Raw genomic sequence first — 15,341 nt, 5'->3', positions numbered from 1 at the left:
GGCATCCTGGGGGCGGGGGCGGTTTTGACACAGCATTCGTCTTCGCAGGCGTATTTCTTGCGCTGGAACTCAATCACTTTGACCTGGGCAGGAACAATATCCAGCTTGCAGCTGCTTTCATGACCAAACGCCTTCAGCGGCTTGCCACAACAAGTGCATGTTTTTTCAGCGTCGGCAATATCGAGAACAACCACGTCTCGCGGCAGGTCTTCAGGCAAGGGTTTTCTGACGGGCTTCTTGCGCTCATGGGCCGGTACCTTTTGAGTGTCCGGCTCCTGAGATACGGGCTCCTCTGCCAGCTCTTCCGCTTCATTAAACAGGTGCCCCTGGTCGTCGAAGCGTTCACTGCTGGCTGCAAATTGTTTCTGCTTGTAGAGGCGAAACTGCTCTTCATACCACGCCAGTTTTTCCCGGAGCTGAAGGTTTTCCAGCTGCAGGGTTTCGAGAGTGTCGGCATTGGGCGTGGTTGTCGTAGTCATGCCGGTTATTATCGAACACCCGGCCAGTGATTTGTTTTGCAACAGGTCATGGCAACAGCATTCAGATCATGGATTGATACGATAAAGGCTGATGGGCTTTCTTTTGCTCGATGGGCAAACCATCAAGAAGCCAGTTCAGCTCACGCTGCGTCAGGGAAATAGCCTGTTCCGAATCCCCCTGACGAGGCCAGTGAAAACGGCCTTTCTCAAGACGGCGGTAGTACAACCAGAACCCGTTGGTTTGCCAGTGTAGAATCTTGAGCTTATTACGCCCCCGATTGGAAAACACAAACAAGCTTTCTGAAAACGGGTTGAGCACCAGAACCTCGCTGACAATCAGGGCCAGTCCGTCAATAGACTTACGCATATCCGTGGCCCCGGGAGCCAGGTAGACGCGAAGGGAAGAAGAGGTTGCAATCACGCGACCTCCAGAATCTTGAGTACCTGTTTCAGTGCTTGCGGATCAAACCCGGCCGTCAGTTCAATGCGAAAACCTCCGGGGCTGGTTACGGTAATGCCTGGATTATTAGTCTCTGTGGTTGTCGCCCCGGCTTCCCTTTTCTCCTCAGGCAGGATGGTAACGGGCAGCAGGTTTGTCTTTGAGGGCTGGGGTGAAGGGTTTTCCAACTCCTGGAAATAGCGCCGCCGGTAGTAGCCAAAGGATTTGATGGATAAATCGTGTTTACGGGCGTATTCAACCTGAGCCAGGCGGCTTTTGTGCCAGGCTTCAATGTGCCGGAACCAGAAATCACGTTTGCTGGACATGGTGCCTCCGAAGTCAATGGGAGGCTTGAGTATCCGGGAGAACTATGACTTGAGGTAGATGGGGTTTGCCTGACGCTTACGCTTGTCGGTCTTTTTTCCTGAGCCCGATACGCCAGCAGGACTCATACACAGTTCAGCGCCATGATAGGTAGCACATACCGGCCTTTCTGTTTCAGCGAGCCTTTCTCTTCCAACAGGGCCTAACACTCTTCCAGAACTATGCCTATATTTATTTTCGGTTCCTGTTTCGACTCGTCCGAGGGAGTCCCCTACAGGGACAAATCCTGTTTTTGATGGATGCTCTGATACTTGTCATGAATATTCTTAACAGTCTTTTCGGAATCTTTGTTCTTCTGTTTATTGCATGGTTGTTCTCTGATAGTAAGCGATCGATCAACTGGCGAACGGTAGGTGGTGCCCTGCTTATACAGGTGATTTTCGCAGGTTTTGTTCTTGCCGTTCCTTTTGGACAAGAGGTGTTAAGTAGCCTGTCTTCTGGCGTAGAAGAGGTGATGGGCAAGGCGAATGATGGTATCAACTTCCTTTTTGGTGGTCTTGCTGATCCCTCTAAAGTCGGTTTTATCTTTGCGATCAAAGTGTTGCCGATGATCATCTTCTTTTCGGCTCTGATCTCTGTGCTTTACCATCTTGGGATCATGCAGGCCGTTGTGAAATTTCTTGGTGGTGGTCTTCAGAAATTCCTGGGTACCAGCCGTACAGAATCTATCTCTGCAACAGGTAATATTTTTGTTGGGCAAACTGAAGCGCCGCTGCTGATACGGCCTTATATTCCCACAATGACTCGCTCTGAGCTGTTCGCTGTGATGACGGGGGGGTTGGCCTCAGTTGCTGGATCTGTGCTGGCCGGTTACGCAAGTCTGGGGGTGAATATTGGTTATCTCATCGCAGCCAGTTTTATGGCGGCTCCCGGTGGTTTGCTGATGGCCAAGATAATAGTCCCTGAAACCGAGACTCCGGAAGATACTGGCGGAGCTATAGACTCCGGTGATCACGCTAATGTTCTGGATGCGGCAGCTACCGGGGCGTCCTCCGGTATGATGCTGGCGGTGAACGTGGGGGCTATGTTACTGGCCTTTATTGCCCTGATATCCCTGTTAAACTCCATTATTGGCTGGGGTGGGGGCCTCTTTGGCATAGAAGATCTGACCATTCAGGAAATCCTTGGTTATGTCTTCTCTCCCATTGCCTGGGCTTTAGGTGTGCCTTGGGAGGAAGCCAATATGGCGGGCAGCATAATCGGCCAGAAAGTGATAGTGAATGAGTTTGTAGCTTATATCGAGTTTATTGACGTGAAAGATATTCTCAGCTCCAAAACTCAGGCTGTAATATCCTTTGCTCTGTGTGGTTTTGCCAATCTTTCTTCTATTGCCATTCTGCTTGGTGGGCTTGGCGTACTGGCACCCAAACGACGTTCTGATATTGCCAGCCTTGGCTTGAAAGCTGTTTTAGCCGGAACCTTGTCCAATCTGATGAGTGCAGCACTGGCAGGTTTGTTTCTTTAGCTGGTGTGTTGGGGATTGTCGGGATATTCATTGGGCGACAGGCCTATCTGGAATTCATGTCCCTTATGAGGCGGCTGTGAGCGTTGTCTCACAGCGGACAGGGAAAGTGTTTATAAACTTGCTCTTAAAGTAAGCTCTGTAAAAGTCGTTAGACTAGAAGAGGTGAACTTTTGATGGAATAGAAAATCATGAAGCACAAAGGATTGCTGCTGGCCGCTTTGCTTTCATTGTTATCTGCACAAACTGTTGCTAATGGAGCAGGGGGGTATGACCTTGCTCCTCCCGGGTATGAATGGTTTTCCTGTCAGTCTTCGTTGAAGTGTTCTTTTCTGGTGCCGTCGGGATGGTCGTTTGAACGGCTCACCGGTGACTCAGCAAAAATGTCCAGACATGCTGCTGCCAATGTTTTTAAATACCAGATTCTGAAGGAGCGTCACGGACGCAAACGTTCTCCTCGCATCAGTATCAACATTCTTCAAAATGTTGAGAGCCGAACCGGCTTGCCTCCCAAGCGCCATATGGAGATGTTTATGACAGATTTATCCCGGTCGTCGAAAGTATTGGAGACGTGGAATAATCGTTCTGGTGCTTTAATCAGTACCGCGGCTACCTCTTTGCATTATGGGAAGAATCATGTGCCGGTTAAGAAGTTCAATCTCCTGATTGCCAATACGGAAAGCGGAACTTTATATGTTATGTCTTTCGAGAGCATGCCCGACCACTGGAAAGGGGACTGGAGTGTGGTTGAGCAGGTGTTTGCGCGTATCAGACTGGATGAAGAGGCATAAGTATCCTGTTGCTAGTGAAAGACAGGCAGGCCGAGAAAAGTCCGCAATACCATCGCATTCATCACGTCTGTAAAGAATGACCCCAGCAATGGAATAATTAACATGGCTTTTGGAGACATACCAAACCGCTGCGTTATGGTATCCACATTTGCCATGCCTACCGGTGTGGCACCCAACCCTGAACCAATAAAGCCTGATGTGATCACTGCAGCATCATAATCCCTTCCCGCCAGCCGGAAAAGAATGTGGTATCCAAATATTACAATCATAATGGATTGCAGTACCGTAATGACCATAAGAGAGGAAGCCGTTTGTGTCAGTGTTTCCAGCTGGAGAGACATCAGGCTCATGGCCATACAAATGGCCATGCTCACCTCGCTCCATATTCTAAGCGTGCCAGCATCAGAACGGATTTTCATAACATCGGTTATATTGGCAATCACAACGCCTACTAGTAAAACCGGCAAATATTCAGGAATAACAAGATGCTGTTTCTGCAGCCATTCATTAATCAGTTTGCCAACAGCAATGGTTAGAGCAATTTCCAGCATCACCCGTATCACGCGATCAATGGTGACATGGGAAAACTCATTCAGTGGCTGACCTTCCAGAACATAGGGAGACTCTGTACTGTTGTCATATAATCGCTTTTTTACGATAAGCCTTTGGGCGACCGGCCCACCCAGCACGCCACCGAGAATCAAACCCAGTGTGGCAGCAGCCAGCCCGAATTCCTGAGCATTTTTGTAACCTTCCCCTTCAAGATGCAGGCCCCAGGTGATAGCGGTGCCATGGCCTCCTGCGAAGGCAACGCTGCCTGCCAGTAAGCCTTTGTCAGGCGTTTCCCCCAGTACCAGTGCAGCCCCAAGCCCCAAAGCATTTTGTAAACAGAGGAACACACACATCACCCCGATGAGAATGACAAACGTGCGGCCACCACTCATCAGGAGAGACAAGCGGGCCGAAAGCCCCACAGTACTGAAGAACATCAGCAGGAAAAGATTACGCAGCTCAAGTTCAAAGACTGGTTGTATCCAACCTTGTTCCCTGAGCAGAGTAAAGAGAAGGCTGACCAGTAACCCTCCGGTAACAGGAGCTGGGATATTGTATTCCTCCAAAGCGTGAATGTGGCGAGTAATGAAATTGCCCAAATAATGAACAAAGATGCTGAGAATAAGCAGGCTGAGGCCTGAAATTGTAACAGTCATGGGAACTCTGGCGGTTTTCATTTCTGGAAGGGTAGTCCGTCAGCTTCTTCACAGCCTCTATTGATAGGTTAAGCAGGTATAAAAACCATGGAGCCAGGTCGATTCGACAAAGGGACTAAACGAGTATCGCTCCTCTGCAGACGCTCCTGACGCATGGCCGGATCCCAAGGACGAATCTTGTTGAACTCCGGAAGAGGGGCTCCCTTCTCCAGTTGAATAAACAGTGGCAGGGGCGTATTGATCTGGCCAGGCCAGCGTTTGCGATTCTCCTTAATCAGTTTACGCTGGTCCTGAATAGCATCAGGCCAGGTCAGGTTGGCTCGTAGGTGGGGAGCCAGAGGTCTGCGAATCACTACGGGAGCGGATGGTGAAAGTTTCTCCAGATGAGTGATGTCTTCAGCAATGCCCAGGCTGGATGTGAAATTGCTGTGGAGATAGGCAATGGCCTTGGTGGCATCCATACGCACACTGCCGTGGGTTGCAGAGGCCCAGCTGAACCCCACCCGGCGGGGAGCAACAGGGAACAGCTTGAGTTGCCGATAGCTCTGCACAAAGTGGATATGCTGGATATGCAGATTGCCCAATACACTTTCTCTTAAGTCTTTGGAGCTGAGTTCAGTCATATCAAAGCCTTTGCCGAAGCAGCGGCGAAAATTCTGAATGGCTTCTTTGAAATCGGTTTTGCTCTCATTAAGGGCTTCACCCAGAGCCAGTGTTGTGGCGGATATACCAATCAGCCCAGTGAGTTTCAGGGTTTCCTGACCGGGTTGGTCGGGGTCGTAAGTGAGTTTCAGGCTGGTTTGAGCGGCCAGCGTGCGAGGATCAGTGGGCTGGGAGGAGTCTTGATATACCCAGGCTGGCAGCTGGTGGTCAGCCAATAAAGCACTTTTAAAAGTGTCCCTGGCTTGAATCAAGGAAATCAGAGTTTCTCTGATTTGGGCGCGGGCAGCCGCTTTTTTATCACCCATGAATAATTATCCCTATTATACAATCGTATCTTATTGCTAATAAAACACTCTACCACGCTTCTTTCCTTTCTGCTCTCGCATGTATAACAAAATCTCATAGCCCCTGAACAAAAGTCGTAAAGTGGGAACTTTTGTTCGAGTGTACTGTCGTATCTCTTTATTTAGTGCTAAAGATGGCAAATAACAGGATTGTTTTACTTTCAGAAATCCCGTCATCAACTTTTGGGAACTTCTTCCCCTTAAAGGCTTCTAACTCTGTATACCAATGTGGCAGCAAGTGTCCACATATCAAAGGCCCGCCATCCAGCTCTCAGGCGTGTTGAACTCTTTATGGAGGAAGGGTCACGATGCGTTTGTGTACAGAGGTAGCAGAGTAAATATCTGCGTGATGGAGCCGTACATAGATAGGGATTTGAATGGAGCGCATTTATGACTCTTACAATACGACTGATAAAGACCCGGAGGGAAAAGCGCCTCTCACAACAGGCTCTGGCCGATTTGATTGGTGTATCACGAAGTGCACTGGCTCAGTGGGAAACTGACATGAGCAGGCCGAGTCTGGACAACCTGCGAAAGATTGCAGAAGTGCTGGATGTTTCTTTTGAATGGCTGGCTACAGGTCGTGGCAACCAATACATCACAGTAGATGATGGTGAGATCAGTGATGATGAGCTGGATGATGAAATTAATCGTATGCTTTCCCGTCTTAATACTCGCCATAAGAAAGCACTTCTTGACGTTATCAAAGTTATGCACTGATTACTTGACTCATAAACGACAGATACAAAAAAAGAGCATAGTCATGCTCTTTTTTTGTATCTATTCCGCGATTAAGCGTTTACAGATTCCTTCAGCTTAGCACCGGCCTTGAACTGAGGTACACGAGAAGCGGGGATCTCAATTTCCTGACCAGTTTGTGGGTTGCGACCCTTGCGAGCAGCACGGTCAGCAACGGCAAAAGTACCGAAGCCGATCAGCTGAACAGACTCGCCGCGAACCAGGGCATCCTGGGTAGCGTGCAGGAACGCGTTTACTGCCAGTTCAGCCTTGCTTTTAGGCAGGTCAGCCTGTTCGGCAACAGCTTCAATCAGCTCTTTCTTGTTCATGTCGAGTCCTAGTATTTACTACAGCTAAAGTTGCAAGGCGGCGATAATACACGAAAGATTCCCGCGCGGGTAGCGGGATTAAAGGGAAAAAAACGGATAAGTTTTCGGCATGTAATAAACAGAGCTTATTTCCCTAAACCATGATCTTCTGTCAGCTCTCTCAACCGCTGTCGTTCAGGTGTGTAATATTGTTGTGTTGTAGTGATAGCTTCGTGGCCTGCAAACAATGCCAGATCTTCGATGTCCATTTTCTGTGCGAGATGGGATAAAGCTGTGTGGCGTAAGGAGTGGAAGCTTTTTGTGAGTAAGCGTTTTGCTAAGTCTTCGTCGTTTGTTTGGACGATATCTGCACAGTATTCCATAAATTGGGTAAACCACTTTCGCACTTGTCGCGGGCTCATGGCACGAAATTTTCCATCAGCAGCTACAGGACGTAAACAGGGCGCCAGTGGTAAGCCATCTCGTACAAAACTATCAAGATGGTGGAAAGTACGGTACCGGATAATGGTTTGCAGAATTTTGTCGTTAACAGGAAGCTGTCGAAGCCTTCGGCCTTTACCCTGAATGGTGAGCACAAGGTTGCCATAACGATCTTGTCGTATATCTTTGCAGGAGTGGTCAGTCATTTCGGACTGGCGCAAGCCTAGACCGTAGGCGACACCGAAAATGTATTCCAATCGCGCCTTTTCCAGCCGCTGTCGTTTTTGTGTTGTTGGATACCCTTTAATTGCTTTGACAATGACCGCCCACTCATCTTCATAGAAGAAACGGGTTTCCCCGTGTCCTCGCGCAGCTTTTTCCCCACTTTTATCGAAACCATGTACTGGGTTGCCGGTGAGATAACCGGTTGCCTGCAGATAACTGAAAAAGCTGTTAAGTACGGTAATAATCTGGTCTGTACTTTTCCCCGGCTTTACCGTGTTGGGAAAGAACACTTTCTTCGGGTTGGTTTTATCCATGCCCGGTTGCTGCCAGTGGGGCCAGGGGGCGTGGAGAAAGTTCACATAAACCTCGATATCTGCAACGGTGCAGTCGCCATACTTTTTCAAGCGCTCATGGCTGAGGAATGCGGTAAAACGCACAAGCTCACGGGTGTAACGACGCAGGGTTTCATCCGAGCGGCGAGATGCACGGCGCAAAAACAGGGCAAGGGCATCATGATCGGTTGCGACCCCTAGTTTGTTATGGGTGCTGGAATGGGGCGCCTGTTGCAGAGATGGCGCAGAATCGGGCTGGGATATCAGTTCAGGCAAAGTCATGCCGGAACTATATCACCAGCCTTATCTGTTATAACAGTTAGAGATGGGCTGCTTGCTCCTGGGAGATAATTTGTTGTGCTGATCATTCCGGTTCGGGCAATGATCTGGCTGTGCTCACAGCTGCGTGAGTGCCTGCCTCTTCTCCCCATATCTGCCTGAGACGTTCATCCCGGCCGCAACGGATACGATAGAAGTGATAACGGATGGGGTTCTTTTTGTAGTAATCCTGGTGGTATTTTTCAGCAGGCCAGAAGTTCCCAAGAGCATGCAGCTCGGTATGAATGCGGGGGAATCGCTTACTGTCCTGCAAGTCCTTCAGGGATTGACGGGCAGCTTCTTCCTGCTCCTTACCTTTATAAAAAATGGCTGTTCGGTATTGGGGGCCGCTGTCGCAGAACTGTCGGTTGGCAACTGTTGGGTCGACACTGCGCCAATAGGTGTAGAGCAGTTCTTCATAGGAGATTTTATCCGGATCGTACACCACTTTCACAGATTCAATATGGTCCGTCTGGCCACTGGCTACCTGTTTGTACGTGGGGTTTTGCTGTGGGCCACCGGTGTAGCCGCTTTCGGCAGAAATCACGCCATTTAGCTTTTCAAAGTCAGACTCGGTACACCAGAAGCAACCACCGGCAAAAACGGCTTCTGCTGTGCGGGCTTCTGCCTGCAGCGTGGTTGCCAGTAACAGAGCTGACAATAATGTTTTTTTGAGTGTCATGACAAATTCCTCCTGCCAACTTATACGGCGGATTTGTTCGTACAGATTCAGCTTTTCAGATAAGTATCCAGACTATGCGAAAGCAGTGGTTAGGGTACTTAAGTCCAATAGACTGCTCGCCGATATTTTTGGGTAATAAACTCGCAGGTCTCGAAATAGTATGAAGCACTCAGCAAAAGCCGTTACCTTGATTGAAGTGATGGTGGTGGTTGCCATTATCTCTATCGTTGCCATGGCAGCCTCTCAGGCTTTTAAAGGCAGCAGCCAAAAGATATATCTGCGTGAAGCCATGAATGAGCTGGCGGGGGTGCGGCTGGAGGTGCAGTCAAAATATGCCTCAGCAGGCAGGCTGCCCCGTACTGTACAGGGCTTGAATAACAATAATAATAATTCCACTGATAATGGAAATGTTGTTGAGCGTCGTACCTACTATAACGTTCAAGGCACCGGTACTACCCCTGCCCACGGGTTGTTTATTATTTGGCTCACCAAAAGAGTGCTGGATGTAGATGATCCCTATCAGCGCACCCTTACCCTGGGCTGGGTGGAATCCGGGCGTGGTGATCTGATTTTTCTGTGTGGCAATTACAATACCAGTGTTATTTTTAATGGAGAGCATCCCACACGTTGCCAGGAGGCAGATGTTCAAACTGCTCTCAAGTCTCAATAATATCTACAGGGCTTGCAGCCACCGCTCGATACGGTCACAGGCCGAAATGATTTTCGGGCAGTGGTTATGGATAAACGAGTCGTCCCGTGGCTCCCCTGCTGAAATCGCTGCTAATGCCTTCTCACCATCAAAATCCACAAATGCTAGCCGGATATAAAGCTGATCGGCAGGTAAACCGAAGTCGGTGCCGGGCAGTAGAGCTACGCCTGCGTGATTCAACAGCCTCTGGCAGAGTTGTTCCGGTGTGGTAATGCCGTTAGCGTAGAGTTTGTCTCGCCAGACCTCAAAGTTCACCAGAATATAAAACCCGCCTTCCGGATCACACATTGAGAGATCACAGCCCCGCAGGCGGTTCACGGTATAAGTGGCAATGGTGTGCAACACCTGACGTGAGGAATTGAGATAGTCATCAAGCTCTTTAGAAGGAGCAAAAGCGGTGCAGGCAGCGTACTGGGTGGGGGCACTGATAGAGGTGAAGGTTTCGCTGGCAATAATCGCCATGGTGTTCTGCAACTCTCGCAGGGAGCCGGGAAACACCATAACGCCCAAGCGCCAGCCACCGGCACCGCACCATTTGCTTAATCCGCTGCTGATCACCGTACCTTCAGGATAATGCATGGCTATAGATTCATGATGACCGGAGTAATTGGTTTCTGCGTAAATCTCATCTGCCACCACGATAATGCCGTGCTTGCGGGCAACGGCAGACAGCGCGGAGAGACTTTCACTGCTATAGCTGCAACCGGTGGGGTTGGAGGGGTAATTCAGAATCAGAATTCGTGGGCGGCCCGGGTTATAGGTGCAGTACTGATCTAAAGTGTCCGGTTCAATACGCCAGTTATTCTCCGCGCTGGTGGGCAGCCAGGTAACTTTACGTCCCAGAATAATAGCTTGTGGTGCATAGGACACCCAGGACGGAGCAGGAATCAATAGTTCACCATCACACGCCATTTGCAGGTTGAACAACAGCTCTTTAGAGCCGGGGCCAATCAGTATATCCTCGGCCTGCCGTTCGATATTGTCCCGCTTGTGGTAGTAAGTAGCGACTATGTCCCGCAACTCATCCAGCCCCCGTACGGGAAGGTAATCTTTCTCATGAGCGTTATTTTGCAGGGCTTTTACTACGGGAGGAGGAACGGGGAAGGGAGATTGCCCCAGGCCGAGTTTGATAATATCTCGCCCTTGCCGGAGCAAACGGTTGCTGTCTTCGTTGATTTGTAACGTGGCTGAAGGCTTCAGGCCACGGATATTATTATTGAGCTGTTCAGGTGTGATCATGGTGGTATCAATATTTTTGTTATCAGAACATTTCCTGCACTTAATGCTGATTATTTCCACAATCTGGTTGGCGGGTAAATGGTTTTTTACAAAAAAATCATTACCGCCTTTATCTTTTATTGTTAACCATTGACCAGCCAGTGCACAGCAATACTGGCGGCATAACCCAGCAGAACCGCCCAGCTCCAGCGCAGATGGGACATAAACGTGTAATAACCTTTGGATACACCCATCAGTGCCACACCAGCTGCAGAACCTATCGAGAGCAGGCTGCCACCAACACCAGCAGTGAGGGTGACCAGCAGCCACTGAAACTGATCCATGGGCGGGTTCATATCGAGAATGGCAAACATCACCGGGATGTTATCGATAATGGCCGACATCAAACCCGCTGCGATGTTGGTGATAAACGGCCCGTAGTTGCCATACATAGTCTCGGATAGCAGGTCCAGATAGCCCAGATAGCTCAGGCCACCCACCGCAAACATAACCCCAAAAAAGAAGAACAGAGTGTCCCATTCGGCATGGGAAACTTTCTCTAAAGTATCCAGGTTACCGTGTTTGAGAATGTAATCCTTATTGTGGCCGGGCTTGTAAGCACCGGTGCGAAGGCGCAGGGCCCATGTGTACAGCATCAGCAGGGAAAGGCCAGTGACCATGCCCAGGAAGGGAGGCAGGTGGAAGAACTGTTCAAAGGATACTGCCAGGGCAATGGTAAACAGAAATAGAGTACACATGGTTTTAGCACCACGGCGCATGACAATCTTTTCCTCGATAGGGGCAGGTCTGTCGGTAGGCAGCCATGGCGTCATCAGCAGGGCAGGCACAACATAGTTGGCGACAGACGGCAGGAACAGGGTAAAAAAATCAAAGAATTCGACCCGACCAGCCTGCCACACCATTAGCGTGGTGATATCCCCAAATGGACTGAAGGCACCGCCAGCGTTGGCGGCTACCACCACATTAATCAGTGCGGGAACCACAAAGGCTGGTTTGTCTTTACCTACGGCCATAATCACCGCACCCATTACCAGAGCGGTGGTCAGGTTGTCAGCAATCGGGGAGATAAAAAAGGCCAGAGTGCCGGTTACCCAGAACAGCCTGCGGTAGCTGTAGCCCCGGCTGACCAGCCAGGCACGCAGAGTCTGGAAAACGCCCCGTTCTTCCAGTGAATTCACATAAGTCATGGCAACAAGCAGGAAAAGCAACAAAGAAGCGTATTCTTCAAGATCGTAGGCTACGGCGGCTTCGATAGAGGAGCGCTCAATACCTTCCTGTTCTGCCAGTATGGAAATCAGCATCCAGATAATGCCGGACACCAGCAACATAGGCTTGGATTTTTTCAGGTGCAGCTTTTCTTCAAAGATGACGGCAATGTAGCCCAGCGTGAAAATTACCAGACAGGCAACGGATATATTGTGGTTAATCAGTCCAGCAGGGCCGTCGGCAGCGGCAAAAACTGCAGTTGGGAAAAGAAAAGCGAGAGGGAATAGCAGGTTCAGCAGACGCAGCAAAAATTTTTGTCGAGCAGGGTGCATGGGATCATCCATGGGAGCTGTTCTCCATAAATTGAACCCCAGACAAGCGGGCAGGGCTGGTAGTGGCGACTTTGTAATTTGAGAGATTGGATTCGGTAGCTTATGGGCTTGGGCGCGCATTCTACATGCCTCGTGGTATTTGTTTAAATATTGTCGCCTTTTTGTGAGAGGTTTGCGCGGACTGCATAGATTTTATGCGAGTTAGGTATTCGCCACTGATTTTTATCGGCAGGTAGGAGTCTTGGGGGGAATGGTTTTATAATCTGCCGATTCATTTTCTCCAATGCTGATTAATAACCATGACAGTTCGTACCCGTGTTGCTCCATCTCCTACTGGCGACCCTCACGTAGGCACCGCTTATATCGCGCTCTTCAATATGGCATTTGCCAAGAGTCAGGGCGGCCAGTTCCTGCTGCGCATTGAAGATACCGATCAGGTTCGCAGCACCCGTGAATCTGAACAGCAGATTCTCGATTCCCTGCGCTGGCTTGGGCTGGACTGGGATGAAGGTCCGGATAATGGCGGCCCCTGTGGCCCTTACCGCCAGAGTGAACGCCGTGAACTGTATGACAAACACGGTCAGGAGCTGGTGGAGAAAGGCCACGCCTTCCGCTGCTTCTGTACTCCTGAGCGTCTGGATGAGCTGCGTAAACAGCAGGAAGCCACCAAGGAAGGTTCCGGCTACGATGGTCACTGCCTGCACCTGAGCGAAGAAGACGTTCAGGCCAAGCTGGACGCTGGCGAACCCCACGTTATCCGTATGAAGGTGCCTTCCGAGGGAACCTGCAAGATTCAGGATATGCTCCGTGGCGAGATAGAAATCGACTGGAAACAGGTGGATATGCAGGTGCTGGTTAAAGCAGATGGCATGCCAACCTACCATCTGGCCAACGTGGTAGACGATCACCACATGGGCATCACTCACGTTATCCGCGGTGAAGAGTGGATTAACTCCGCGCCCAAGCACATTCTGCTGTACCAGTACTTTGGCTGGGATATGCCAACCCTGTGCCACATGCCGCTGCTCCGTAATCCGGACAAGAGCAAGCTCTCCAAGCGTAAGAATCCAACCAGTATCACCTACTATCGTGATATGGGTTACCTGCCAGAAGCGGTTGTAAACTACCTCGGCCGTATGGGCTGGTCTATGCCTGATGAGCGTGAAAAGTTCACCGTGGCGGAAATGATTGAGAGCTTCGACATTAACCGTGTTTCACTGGGCGGCCCCATCTTCGATCAGGAGAAGCTCTCCTGGCTGAACGGCAGCTGGATTCGTGAAAATCTGACAGACGATGAATTTGCTGACCGTCTTCACGGTTGGTTGCTTCAGGAAAGCTTTATTAAGAAGTTTTTACCATTTGCCAAGGAGCGTTCCGAGAAACTGTCTGACTTTATGCCGATGTCCGCCTTTATGTTCAGTGGCATGCTGGATCTGACCGAAGAGGACTTCAAGCACAAGAAGCTGGATCAGGATGATGTGCGCAAACTGCTGCAATTCGCCCTGTGGAAGCTGGAGGCCCAGCGTGTATGGAATAAAGACAATATCTTTGGTGACATCAAAGGTCTGGCCAAAGATATGGGCTATAAAATTGGCGATTGCATGCAACCTATCTTTGTCGCTGTCGCCGGTACCCCAAACAGCTGGTCTGTGGTGGACTCCATGGAGATTCTCGGCCCGGATATGAGCCGTGCCCGTTTGCGTCACGCCATTGAAGTGCTGGGAGGTGTATCCAAGAAGCAGATGAAGAAGCTGGATAAGGAGTTCCGTACTCTGGGCCAAACCTCCGAGTAAGCATCAGCCTTTCTAAAAAGAGAAAGGCACCCGACCACTTTTTGAGTATCGGGTGCCTTTTCAGCAAGGCAAAAGCTTTTTAGCTGCTGCCGTGAATCCTCCCTTTAGTGCATAAACGATAGAGCGCAGTAAGACCAGTGCCGCTGGCAATAAAGGCATTAGCGAAGAGGGCAGCCTGAGTGTTGCCGGTCAGCAGAGCAATCGGTGTCACAATGCAGGAGATCAGTGCACCTTTCACCAGCATTCTCATCGCATCATTATCGCTGGTTGTATTGTTGGGGGCTGTTGCCGGGGTTATGTAGCTCGGAACATCCTTTAGCACTTTTACGCCTTTCTTGAGCCAGGTGGGGATGACACTGATATTTCTCTCGCAGAGAGACTTATGACAAACCGTATGAATGGCGAAAAGGCCAGCGGCCATGCCAACAATCGGCAATGCAAAACAAGAGCCTGCGGAAACAGCAACAAAACCAGCCAGAACACCAACGCCTGCAGCCATAATGCCGGTGACTTTGTCGTAGTCTTTCTGGTCTTCAAAAACGTCCTGGGTGACCTGAACGGGAGGTAAAGGCAGAGGGGGTGTGTTTGCTCTTTGCATAAGATGTTCTTCCTTGCATCCTTGTCTCTATGAGGGTTAGACCACCGCCTCACTGAAAAGTTTGAAGAGATTCGCTATTAAAAATAAGAACTTACTGCTTGACACGTTATAAGCAGATTCCTAGAATGCGCCCCGCACTTCGGCACTCGCCAAGCCCAACAGGGAATGGAAAGAGGTTGAAGAGATGAAGTAAGACATGGGGCCTTAGCTCAGCTGGGAGAGCGCAACACTGGCAGTGTTGAGGTCAGCGGTTCGATCCCGCTAGGCTCCACCACTTCTTATACGAAAGTATGAGGGTGGATATATTGTGTCCCGTTCGTCTAGTGGCCTAGGACACTGCCCTTTCACGGCAGTAACAGGGGTTCGAGTCCCCTACGGGATGCCACTTACTCTCATGTCTTCGGAAAAACGAAGTTGCGCGATTCGCTCAAATCATTAAGATGAGCGCCTCTTTCAAGGGCGAAACAAATATTGTCTGAGAGAGATTAGATATCTGGGGCCTTAGCTCAGCTGGGAGAGCGCAACACTGGCAGTGTTGAGGTCAGCGGTTCGATCCCGCTAGGCTCCACCACTTTTCATTTGAGAGTGGATTGTGTACTGATTGCACATTAAATAAATCATTGCGGGAATAGCTCAGCTGGTAGAGCACA

The 15,341-nt window shown here is 49.9% G+C and carries 16 protein-coding genes and 3 tRNA genes; 8 read left to right on the top strand and 11 right to left on the bottom strand.

All coding sequences use genetic code 11. The features are described 5' to 3' along the window. The 3 genes from E1189_RS07520 to tnpA all read right to left on the bottom strand — a co-directional run. On the bottom strand, positions 1-479 hold a 479-nt coding region (locus tag E1189_RS07520), incomplete at its 3' end, for an IS66 family transposase (RefSeq protein ID WP_196221293.1). A gap of 61 nt (positions 480-540) precedes the next feature. Continuing rightward, positions 541-900, bottom strand: a complete 360-nt coding sequence (gene tnpB, locus E1189_RS07515) for an IS66 family insertion sequence element accessory protein TnpB (protein ID WP_155159414.1) — start codon at positions 898-900, stop codon at positions 541-543. Beyond that, positions 897-1,244, bottom strand: a complete 348-nt coding sequence (tnpA, locus tag E1189_RS07510) for an IS66 family insertion sequence element accessory protein TnpA (protein WP_155159413.1) — start codon at positions 1,242-1,244, stop codon at positions 897-899. Before tnpA ends, tnpB begins: the two co-directional genes overlap by 4 nt. Before the next feature lie 314 nt (positions 1,245-1,558). Between tnpA and E1189_RS07505 the strand changes: the two genes are divergently transcribed. Both E1189_RS07505 and E1189_RS07500 read left to right on the top strand, forming a co-directional pair. After that, a complete protein-coding gene (locus E1189_RS07505) occupies positions 1,559-2,767 on the top strand; it encodes a NupC/NupG family nucleoside CNT transporter (protein WP_155159416.1) in 1,209 nt (402 codons plus the stop codon). Positions 2,768-2,955: 188 nt separating this feature from the next. After that, positions 2,956-3,555, top strand: coding sequence for a hypothetical protein (locus E1189_RS07500; protein WP_155159412.1), 600 nt, complete (start codon positions 2,956-2,958; stop codon positions 3,553-3,555). 11 nt (positions 3,556-3,566) lie between these two features. On the opposite strand, the gene gltS is transcribed toward E1189_RS07500, so the two are convergent. Both gltS and E1189_RS07490 read right to left on the bottom strand, forming a co-directional pair. Beyond that, positions 3,567-4,763 carry a sodium/glutamate symporter gene (gene gltS / locus E1189_RS07495; protein ID WP_196221291.1) on the bottom strand — a complete coding sequence of 399 codons (1,197 nt, stop codon included), beginning with the start codon at positions 4,761-4,763 and terminating at the stop codon, positions 3,567-3,569. 68 nt (positions 4,764-4,831) lie between these two features. After that, on the bottom strand, positions 4,832-5,731 hold the full coding sequence (locus E1189_RS07490) for a hypothetical protein (RefSeq protein WP_155159410.1): 900 nt from the start codon (positions 5,729-5,731) through the stop codon (positions 4,832-4,834). 429 nt (positions 5,732-6,160) lie between these two features. Here E1189_RS07490 and E1189_RS07485 point away from each other — a divergent pair, with 429 nt between their 5' ends. Further along, on the top strand, positions 6,161-6,490 hold the full coding sequence (locus tag E1189_RS07485; RefSeq protein ID WP_155159409.1) for a helix-turn-helix domain-containing protein: 330 nt from the start codon (positions 6,161-6,163) through the stop codon (positions 6,488-6,490). 71 nt (positions 6,491-6,561) lie between these two features. On the opposite strand, the gene E1189_RS07480 is transcribed toward E1189_RS07485, so the two are convergent. The 3 genes from E1189_RS07480 to msrA all read right to left on the bottom strand — a co-directional run bounded on the left by E1189_RS07480 (position 6,562) and on the right by msrA (position 8,814). Further along, positions 6,562-6,837 (bottom strand): HU family DNA-binding protein, encoded by a 276-nt coding sequence (locus E1189_RS07480; RefSeq protein ID WP_155159408.1) that lies wholly within the window; start codon positions 6,835-6,837, stop codon positions 6,562-6,564. Between the two features lie 125 nt (positions 6,838-6,962). Further along, positions 6,963-8,096, bottom strand: a complete 1,134-nt coding sequence (locus E1189_RS07475; protein WP_155159407.1) for a tyrosine-type recombinase/integrase — start codon at positions 8,094-8,096, stop codon at positions 6,963-6,965. Between the two features lie 82 nt (positions 8,097-8,178). Next, the gene (gene msrA / locus E1189_RS07470; protein ID WP_155159406.1) at positions 8,179-8,814 is read right to left on the bottom strand and encodes a peptide-methionine (S)-S-oxide reductase MsrA; all 636 of its coding nucleotides are present in this window, start codon (positions 8,812-8,814) and stop codon (positions 8,179-8,181) included. 160 nt (positions 8,815-8,974) lie between these two features. Between msrA and E1189_RS07465 the strand changes: the two genes are divergently transcribed. Further along, entirely contained in the window at positions 8,975-9,484 is a 510-nt protein-coding gene (locus E1189_RS07465) for a type II secretion system protein (protein WP_155159405.1), read from the top strand. Between the two features lie 3 nt (positions 9,485-9,487). Here the strand turns inward: E1189_RS07465 and E1189_RS07460 are convergent, their stop codons facing one another. Both E1189_RS07460 and nhaD read right to left on the bottom strand, forming a co-directional pair. After that, on the bottom strand, positions 9,488-10,762 hold the full coding sequence (locus tag E1189_RS07460; protein WP_155159404.1) for a pyridoxal phosphate-dependent aminotransferase: 1,275 nt from the start codon (positions 10,760-10,762) through the stop codon (positions 9,488-9,490). A 122-nt stretch (positions 10,763-10,884) separates the two neighbouring features. After that, positions 10,885-12,312, bottom strand: coding sequence for a sodium:proton antiporter NhaD (gene nhaD, locus E1189_RS07455; protein WP_230460248.1), 1,428 nt, complete (start codon positions 12,310-12,312; stop codon positions 10,885-10,887). A 287-nt stretch (positions 12,313-12,599) separates the two neighbouring features. On the opposite strand from nhaD, the gene gltX reads away from it, so the two are divergent. After that, the gene (gene gltX, locus E1189_RS07450; protein ID WP_155159403.1) at positions 12,600-14,093 is read left to right on the top strand and encodes a glutamate--tRNA ligase; all 1,494 of its coding nucleotides are present in this window, start codon (positions 12,600-12,602) and stop codon (positions 14,091-14,093) included. Between the two features lie 79 nt (positions 14,094-14,172). Here the strand turns inward: gltX and E1189_RS07445 are convergent, their stop codons facing one another. After that, a complete protein-coding gene (locus tag E1189_RS07445; RefSeq protein WP_155159402.1) occupies positions 14,173-14,691 on the bottom strand; it encodes a hypothetical protein in 519 nt (172 codons plus the stop codon). Between the two features lie 198 nt (positions 14,692-14,889). On the opposite strand from E1189_RS07445, the gene E1189_RS07440 reads away from it, so the two are divergent. From E1189_RS07440 to E1189_RS07430, 3 genes are all read left to right on the top strand, one after another. After that, positions 14,890-14,965, top strand: a tRNA-Ala gene (locus E1189_RS07440). Between the two features lie 35 nt (positions 14,966-15,000). Then, positions 15,001-15,076, top strand: a tRNA-Glu gene (locus tag E1189_RS07435). 110 nt (positions 15,077-15,186) lie between these two features. Further along, positions 15,187-15,262, top strand: a tRNA-Ala gene (locus tag E1189_RS07430). The last annotated feature ends 79 nt before the right edge of the window (positions 15,263-15,341 follow it).

This window comes from Parendozoicomonas verongulae, assembly GCF_009711465.1.
Lineage (GTDB): Bacteria > Pseudomonadota > Gammaproteobacteria > Pseudomonadales > Endozoicomonadaceae > Sansalvadorimonas > Sansalvadorimonas verongulae.
The sequence above is the reverse complement of the archived record's forward strand: the minus strand, read 5'-3'. Positions and strand labels throughout refer to the sequence as shown.